9 protein-coding genes are annotated in these 7,144 nt (G+C 71.2%); 8 read left to right on the top strand and 1 reads right to left on the bottom strand.

The window, feature by feature from the left end; all coding sequences use genetic code 11:
• The first annotated feature begins 542 nt into the window (after positions 1 to 542).
• The 8 genes from rpmH (at position 543) to ACJ5H2_RS21650 (ending at position 6,165) form a co-directional block, all read left to right on the top strand.
• Positions 543 to 680 (top strand): 50S ribosomal protein L34, encoded by a 138-nt coding sequence (gene rpmH / locus ACJ5H2_RS21685; RefSeq protein WP_141005144.1) that lies wholly within the window; start codon positions 543 to 545, stop codon positions 678 to 680.
• Positions 681 to 712: 32 nt separating this feature from the next.
• Complete coding sequence (gene rnpA / locus ACJ5H2_RS21680; protein ID WP_408897508.1) at positions 713 to 1,105, top strand: ribonuclease P protein component; 393 nt, start codon at positions 713 to 715, stop codon at positions 1,103 to 1,105.
• Complete coding sequence (gene yidD, locus ACJ5H2_RS21675; RefSeq protein WP_408897507.1) at positions 1,102 to 1,422, top strand: membrane protein insertion efficiency factor YidD; 321 nt, start codon at positions 1,102 to 1,104, stop codon at positions 1,420 to 1,422. Before rnpA ends, yidD begins: the two co-directional genes overlap by 4 nt.
• A gap of 36 nt (positions 1,423 to 1,458) precedes the next feature.
• Positions 1,459 to 2,502: a membrane protein insertase YidC gene (yidC, locus tag ACJ5H2_RS21670; RefSeq protein WP_408899666.1), complete on the top strand. Its 1,044-nt coding sequence runs from the start codon at positions 1,459 to 1,461 to the stop codon at positions 2,500 to 2,502.
• Complete coding sequence (locus tag ACJ5H2_RS21665) at positions 2,499 to 3,089, top strand: protein jag (protein WP_408897506.1); 591 nt, start codon at positions 2,499 to 2,501, stop codon at positions 3,087 to 3,089. Before yidC ends, ACJ5H2_RS21665 begins: the two co-directional genes overlap by 4 nt.
• Before the next feature lie 135 nt (positions 3,090 to 3,224).
• The gene (rsmG, locus tag ACJ5H2_RS21660) at positions 3,225 to 3,962 is read left to right on the top strand and encodes a 16S rRNA (guanine(527)-N(7))-methyltransferase RsmG (protein ID WP_408897505.1); all 738 of its coding nucleotides are present in this window, start codon (positions 3,225 to 3,227) and stop codon (positions 3,960 to 3,962) included.
• Between the two features lie 260 nt (positions 3,963 to 4,222).
• On the top strand, positions 4,223 to 5,107 hold the full coding sequence (locus ACJ5H2_RS21655) for a ParA family protein (RefSeq protein WP_408897504.1): 885 nt from the start codon (positions 4,223 to 4,225) through the stop codon (positions 5,105 to 5,107).
• Positions 5,104 to 6,165, top strand: a complete 1,062-nt coding sequence (locus tag ACJ5H2_RS21650; RefSeq protein WP_408897503.1) for a ParB/RepB/Spo0J family partition protein — start codon at positions 5,104 to 5,106, stop codon at positions 6,163 to 6,165. Before ACJ5H2_RS21655 ends, ACJ5H2_RS21650 begins: the two co-directional genes overlap by 4 nt.
• Before the next feature lie 128 nt (positions 6,166 to 6,293).
• Here the strand turns inward: ACJ5H2_RS21650 and ACJ5H2_RS21645 are convergent, their stop codons facing one another.
• Positions 6,294 to 7,061: a lysophospholipid acyltransferase family protein gene (locus tag ACJ5H2_RS21645; RefSeq protein ID WP_408897502.1), complete on the bottom strand. Its 768-nt coding sequence runs from the start codon at positions 7,059 to 7,061 to the stop codon at positions 6,294 to 6,296.
• Positions 7,062 to 7,144: the final 83 nt, after the last annotated feature.

Below are 7,144 nucleotides of genomic sequence, written 5' to 3'. Positions count from 1 at the left end.
GCCACTCCCTCTCACTCGGGTGTCTCCCCGGGAGCCCGGCCGCACCGGGCGGGGTGCTGGCTCCACAGGTTTGTCCACAGGTTGTGAACTCTTGCATCATCAGGTCGACGATGCCGAACCGAGGCCGCTGTCGGCTCCGCAACAGACGATGTTTGCGCAGGTCAGGGGCACGATCCCGAGACGGGATAATGATCTGCGCAGGACACGTCGTGGCGAGTGACCGGCACCGGCGGGGAATCCCGGATCGGACGAACCTAACTGCCGGCTGGCCCCGGATCAACCCGCTATCCACAGGTCGTGCCCCTGTCCCGGGCAGCGAGGCGGCAGGAGGGGCGACGGCGTCGGTTTGACCCTTGATCCGGCGTCCGCGTACCGTTGATTGGTCAACCGGTGTCGACCGGTGCCGCATGTCCACGACGTCCCGGCCTGATGTCCGGATCCTCGTGGCTGCGCGGTGCCGGCCGACGTGCTGTGCGGCTCCCGACCGGAGTCCGCTCCCGGCTGCCGGCAGACCCTTCCCGCCATCATCTGAGAGGCCGATCGTGAGCAAGCGGACGTACCAGCCCAACAACCGTCGTCGCCACAAGGTGCACGGTTTCCGACTGCGGATGCGCACCCGCGCCGGTCGCGCCATCCTGGCGAACCGTCGCCGGAAGGGCCGTCAGAGCCTGTCCGTCTGAGGACGGACCAGCGTGTCCGCCCAGCGGTTCCCGTGGGGCTGACCGTGCTCGCTGCCGACCACCGGCTCACCGACCCGGACCTGTTCCGGACGGCGAGCCGTCGTGGCCATCGCGCCGGGTCGCGCACCCTCGTCGCCCACCTGCTGCTCCCTGACGGGCAGCAGGTTGTCGGCATGTCCGGGGACGTGCGGGCCGCCCGCGTCGGGTTCGTCGTCAGCAAGGCCGTCGGCAACGCCGTGGTCCGCAACCGGGTCAAGCGACGGCTGCGCCACGCCACGCGCGGCACGCTCGAGCGGCTGCCGGCGGGCGCGGTGCTCGTCGTGCGCGCGCAGGCGGCCGCGGGGGCGGCGTCGTACGCGGAACTGAGCGCCGACCTCACCCGTTGTCTGGATCGCGTGGTCGCCCAGGGGCAGGAGGCGCGATGAACCCGGTGACCTGGGTGCTCGTCGCGCTGGTGCGCGCCTACCAGCTGCTCCTCAGCCCCTTGCTGGGACCGACCTGCCGCTACTACCCGTCCTGCTCGGCGTACGCCGTCGAGGCGCTGCGCACGCACGGCGCGCTGCGCGGCAGCTGGCTGGCCGGGCGACGCCTGCTGCGCTGCCACCCGTGGGCGCCCGGCGGCGTCGACCACGTGCCGCCGCGCCGCGGTCGCGGGCACGACCACTCCCCCATGCGCGCTGAGCGCGCCACCGACCTCCTGCCGGCGTCCGTCGGCGGTCCCGACTCCCAGCAAGGAGCCTGATCCGTGGGTTTCATCGGCGACATCGGCCACTTCATCATGGTGCCGCTGTACTACATCATCTCGGCGGTGCTGATCGGCTGGCACGAGCTGTTCTCGGCCCTGGGTCTGGACCCGGCCGGTGGTCTGTCGTGGGCACTGTCCATCATCGGCCTGACCCTGGTGATCCGCGCGGCGCTGATCCCGCTGTTCGTCAAGCAGATCAAGTCCAGCCGCAACATGCAGCTGCTGCAGCCCAAGGTGAAGGAGCTGCAGAAGAAGTACGGCCACGATCGGCAGAAGCTGGCCGAGGAGACGATGAAGCTGTACCGGGAGGCCGGGACCAACCCGTTCGCCTCCTGTCTGCCGATCCTGCTGCAGATGCCGATCTTCTTCGCCCTCTTCCGCCTGCTCGACCAGGCCGCGAAGAAGCAGAAGGCGCACGGCTTCCTCGACGTGGAGCGTGCCAAGCAGTTCGGCGAGGCGGACATCTTCGGCAAGATCCCGCTGGCCGACTCGTTCTGGGGATCGCGCACCTGGGGCGAGGACCCCAACGGCCTCGTCATGGGCGTCGCGCTCGTGCTGGTCCTCGCGATGACCGCGACCACCTTCTTCACCCAGCGTCAGCTGATGGCCAAGAACATGCCCGCCGAGGCGATGAGCGGGCCGTACGCCCAGCAGCAGAAGATGCTGCTCTACATCCTGCCGGTCGCCTTCGGTCTCGGCGGCGTGGCGTTCCCGATCGGCGTCCTCCTGTACTGGACGACGTCGAACCTGTGGACGATGGGCCAGCAGTTCTACGTGATCCGCAACAACCCCGCCCCCGGCACGCCGGCGTTCCAGGCCAAGCAGGAGCGGGACAAGGCGAAGGCGGCCCGGCACGGGCACGTGGTCACCGACACGGTGACCGAGACCGCCCCGGAGCCGGCCCCGCGTCCGAGCACCCGGCAGCAGCCGAAGCGCCAGACCCGGTCCCAGCGCCGCAGCACCCCGAAGCCGGGCGGCGCGGCCGCCGGCAGCGGCACGAACAAGAGCCGATCGGCCGAGTGGGAGGGCTATGACCCCCAGGCCGGCACCGAGAAGAACGAGGGAGACAGCAAGTGAGCGCGGAGACCGAGACCGGCACCGAGGTCGTGACGGACGAGACGGCCCAGGACCTGGGTGCGGACGCGGCGGAGGACGTGCGCGACGACGCCGAGACCGAGCGGGACGTCCCCGCCGGTGACGCGGACCGGGTCGCCCGCCTCGAGCAGGAGGGCGACATCGCCGCCGACTATCTCGAGGAGCTCCTCGACATCGCCGACCTGGACGGTGACCTGGACATCGACGTCGAGGCCGACCGTGCCGCGGTGTCGATCGTGGGTGCGGACCTCAGCCAGCTCGTCGGCCGCGACGGCAAGGTGCTCGAGGCCCTCCAGGAGCTGACCCGCCTCGCGGTCTACCGGGAGACCGGTGAGCGCTCGCGCCTGATGCTGGACATCTCCGGCTACCGCGCCGACAAGCGGACCCGGCTCACCCAGCTGGGCACTGAGACCGCGGCCGAGGTCGCGAAGACCGGTGAGCCGGTCTCGCTGGAGCCGATGTCGCCGTTCGAGCGCAAGATCGTGCACGACGCGGTCGCCGCAGCCGGCCTGCGCTCGGAGTCCGCGGGCGTGGAGCCCCGCCGCTACGTCGTCGTGCTCCCGGCCTGAGCGACCCGACGGGTCGTCCGTTTCACGTGAAACAACGGCTGCCGGGCCCTCGCGCCCGGCAGCCGGTGCAGTGACCAAGATGCAGCAGCCGCACGGCCGATCGTGAGCCGTGCACCAGGGAGAGGGGGTGGAGTGATGACCGATGGCCTCCCCCCTCCCCCTGCGGTCCTGGCGGACGTCTTCCCCGCCGACCGACTTCCCCTCGTGCAGGCGTACGCCGAGCTCCTCGCGACGGACGGCGTCGTCCGCGGCCTGATCGGCCCGCGAGAGACCCCGCGCCTGTGGGAGCGTCACCTGATCAACTGCGGCCTCCTGGCCGCCGCCCTGCCCGCCCACGCGACGGTCGCCGACGTCGGCTCCGGAGCGGGCCTTCCCGGCCTGGTCCTCGCGATCGCCCGCGCCGACGTGCGGGTGACGCTGATCGAGCCCCTGCTGCGCCGGACCAACTTCCTCGACGAGGCGGTCGAGCGCCTCGGCCTCGGCAACGTCGCCGTCGTCCGCGGCCGGGCGGATGCGCTGCACGGAGTGGCGACGTACGACGTCGTCACCGCCCGCGCGGTCGCGGCGCTGGACAAGCTGGCGACCTGGTGCATGCCACTGGTCGCACCCGACGGCGCGCTCCTGGCCATGAAGGGCTCGACGGCCACCGAGGAGGTTGCCGCCGCCGCGGAGACCTGTCGGCGTCTCGGCTGCGCGCCGGCCGTCATCGAGGAGCTGGGCGCGGAGCTCGCCGACGCGGGTGAGGTCGAGCCGATCCGCATCGTCCGCCTGTCGTGGGCCGATCCGGCCCGCGTATCGTTGCCGCTTCGTGGCCAGCGCGGTTCTCGGACGCCGCGTGGGGGCTCGTCGCGAAGGAAGAGGAGGAAGTCGTGAGCGACTCGTTGGGTTCTGGTCCCGGGTTTTCCACCGGCCCGGGGCCGAGTGCTGAGCGTGAGTCTCCACAGAACGCCCCTGGTTATCCACAGGGCGCCGTCTCAACGGAGGTCGGTACGGACGCGTCGGTTTCACGTGAAACCGACGGGGCCGCCGCAGACGCCGCCGCCGACGTTTCACGTGAAACGGCGGCCACGGCAGGTGTCGCACCGCTGACCGCGGCTCAGCTCGCTGAGCGGGCCGCCGGGTTCGACGACGACATGACCCCGCTCGCGCGGGCCGCCCAGGCGACGGTCATGGTCCGCGCCGGCATCCCCCAGGAGAGCCTCGACCGCCCTTCCGAGACCCGGGTCTTCGTGGTGGCGAACCAGAAGGGCGGGGTCGGCAAGACCACCTCCACGGTCAACCTCGCGGCGGCTCTGACCCAGCTCGGGCAGCGGGTCCTCGTGATCGACCTGGACCCGCAGGGCAACGCCTCCACCGCGCTCAACATCGAGCACCGCCAGGGCACCCCCTCCTCGTACGAGCTCCTCGTCGACGGTGTCGCCATCGCGGACCTGGCCCAGCCCTGCCCCGACGCGGCGGGCCTGTGGGTCGTGCCGGCGACGATCGACCTCGCCGGCGCCGAGATCGAGCTGGTGAGCGTCGTCGCCCGCGAGCAGCGGCTCAAGCGTGCCCTCGACGCACACCCGCGGATCGGCACCGAGGAGGCCGTCGGCGACGATCGGTTCGACTACGTGTTCATCGACTGCCCGCCGTCGCTCGGCCTGCTCACGCTCAACGCGCTGGTCGCCGGCGCGGAGATGCTGATCCCCATCCAGGCCGAGTACTACGCCCTCGAGGGCCTCGGCCAGCTGCTCGCCACCGTCGACATGGTGCGGGCCCACCTCAACCCCGAGCTCGCCGTGTCGACCATCGTGCTGACCATGTACGACGCGCGTACCCGGCTCGCTGCCGGCGTGGCCCAGGAGGTCCGCGAGCACTTCGGGGACCAGGTACTCAAGACGGCCATCCCGCGCTCGGTGCGCGTGTCCGAGGCGCCGTCGTACGGCCAGACGGTGATGACCTACGATCCGGGCTCGCCCGGCGCGCTGAGCTATCTCGAGGCAGCGCGCGAGATCGTCGTCCGAGGGAGCCTCGCGTGAACAACACCCCCCGCCGCGGCCTGGGCCGTGGTCTCGGATCGCTGATCCCGACGGCTCCCCCGGCCGCTCCCCCCGCGCCCGGCCCCGCCGCCGGGAGTGGGGACGCCGAAGGCGGCACTGTCAAGCAGGACGTCCACAGTTCAGACCTTTCCGCTGGAGCGCCTTCCAGCCCCTCGGCGGACCTGGGGTCCACCGACGCGGCGAACGGCGCTCAGATCGCCGATTCGGCTCTGCGGCCCGTCGACGGGGCCTACTTCGCCGAGCTGCCCGTCGAGCAGATCTCGCCCAACGCGGTGAACCCGCGCACCGTCTTCGACGAGGAGGCGATGGCCGAGCTGGTCCACTCGATCCGAGAGATCGGCCTGCTGCAGCCGGTCGTCGTCCGCAGGACGGGTGCCGACCGCTACGAGCTGGTCATGGGCGAGCGCCGGTGGCGGGCCACCCAGCAGGCCGGACTCGCCACGATCCCCGCGATCGTGCGCGAGACCGACGACACCGACATGCTGCGCGACGCGCTGCTGGAGAACCTGCACCGCAGCAACCTCAACCCGCTGGAGGAGGCCGCCGCCTACCAGCAGCTGCTCGAGGACTTCTCGTGCACCCACGACGAGCTGGCTCAGCGCATCGGCCGGTCCCGCCCGCAGATCAGCAACACGCTGCGGCTGCTGCGGCTCTCCCCCGCGGTCCAGCGCCGGGTCGCGGCCGGGGTCCTGTCGGCCGGCCACGCGCGGGCGCTGCTCGGCGTGGCGGACGCGGAGCAGCAGGACCGTCTCGCGCAGCGGGTGGTGGCGGAGGGCATCTCGGTGCGCGGGCTGGAGGAGATCGTCGCCGTCGGCGACGGGTCCGGTACGCCGAGCGCCCGCCCGCGCCGCGCGAAGCCCCAGGCGCCCGGCCTCGGCGAGCTGTCGGAGCGGCTCGGCGACCGGCTGGAGACCCGCGTGAAGATCGACCTCGGCAAGGCCAAGGGCCGCATCTCCATCGAGTTCGCCAACACCGGCGACCTGCAGCGCATCGTGGACCTGATCGACCCGCGCAACCAAGACGACCGCCCGATCTGAAGACTTGTCGACAAAGCGACAGATCGACTGATCGACGTGTCAATTCAACAACACGAACACCACGGGCCCCGGACGTTTCATGTGAAACATCCGAGGCCCGTGGCCGTGCAGGGTAGTCAGGCCCTGGGCTAGGCCCTCTTCTCGGCCGCGCGCTTGGCGGCTCGAGCGCGCAGCTCCTCCTTGTCGAGGCGGTCGGCCTCCTCCGGGGTGGGTGCGGAGCCGCCGAAGCGGGCCGGGGTCCACCACGAGCCGGGGGCCTTCTCCTCCTCGGGGTAGTCGGCGATGACCTCGTCGAGCATCCGCTGCATCGCGGCGCGCAGCGCCGCGGTCTCCGCGGTGATGTCCTCGCCCGTCGGATACATCGGCTCGCCGACCTTGACCACGATGGTCTTCGGCGAGCGGGAGAAGTCCTTCGGGTGGTCCTTCGTCATCAGGCGGTGGGCACCCCAGACGATCACCGGGATGAGCGGGACGCCGGCATCGGCGGCGATCCGGGCTGCGCCGGACTTGAGCTCCTTGATCTCGAAGGAGCGGGAGATGGTGGCCTCGGGATAGATCCCGACGACCTCGCCCGCCCGGAGATAGGCGAGCGCGTCCTTCATGGACTGCACGCCCGAGGCGCGGTCGACGCGGATGTGGTGGAAGGAGCGCAGCAGGTGCCCGACACCCGGCGCGTCCATCATCTCCTTCTTGATCATGAACCGGACCAGGCGCTTGCGCGGCTCCGCCCCGGCGCCGGCGTAGATGAAGTCGACGTAGCCGGTGTGGTTGATCGCCAGGAGCGCCCCGCCCTTGCGCGGGATCGACTCCGAGCCGCTGACGACCACCCGCTGGCGCATCAGCTTGAAGAGGATCTTGGCGGTGACGATGACGGGCGGATAGGTGATGTCGAGCACCGGTGCAGTCTGTCAGGCGTACGCCGCCGATCGCGACTGCGTGTCGCGCAGACTCGGCGGGCGGAACTGACCGGTGGGAACAG

This window comes from Nocardioides pymetrozini (genome assembly GCF_046058985.1).
GTDB lineage: Bacteria > Actinomycetota > Actinomycetes > Propionibacteriales > Nocardioidaceae > Nocardioides.
Note: the sequence above shows the minus strand (reverse complement) of the source record. Positions and strands in the feature narration are given on the sequence as shown.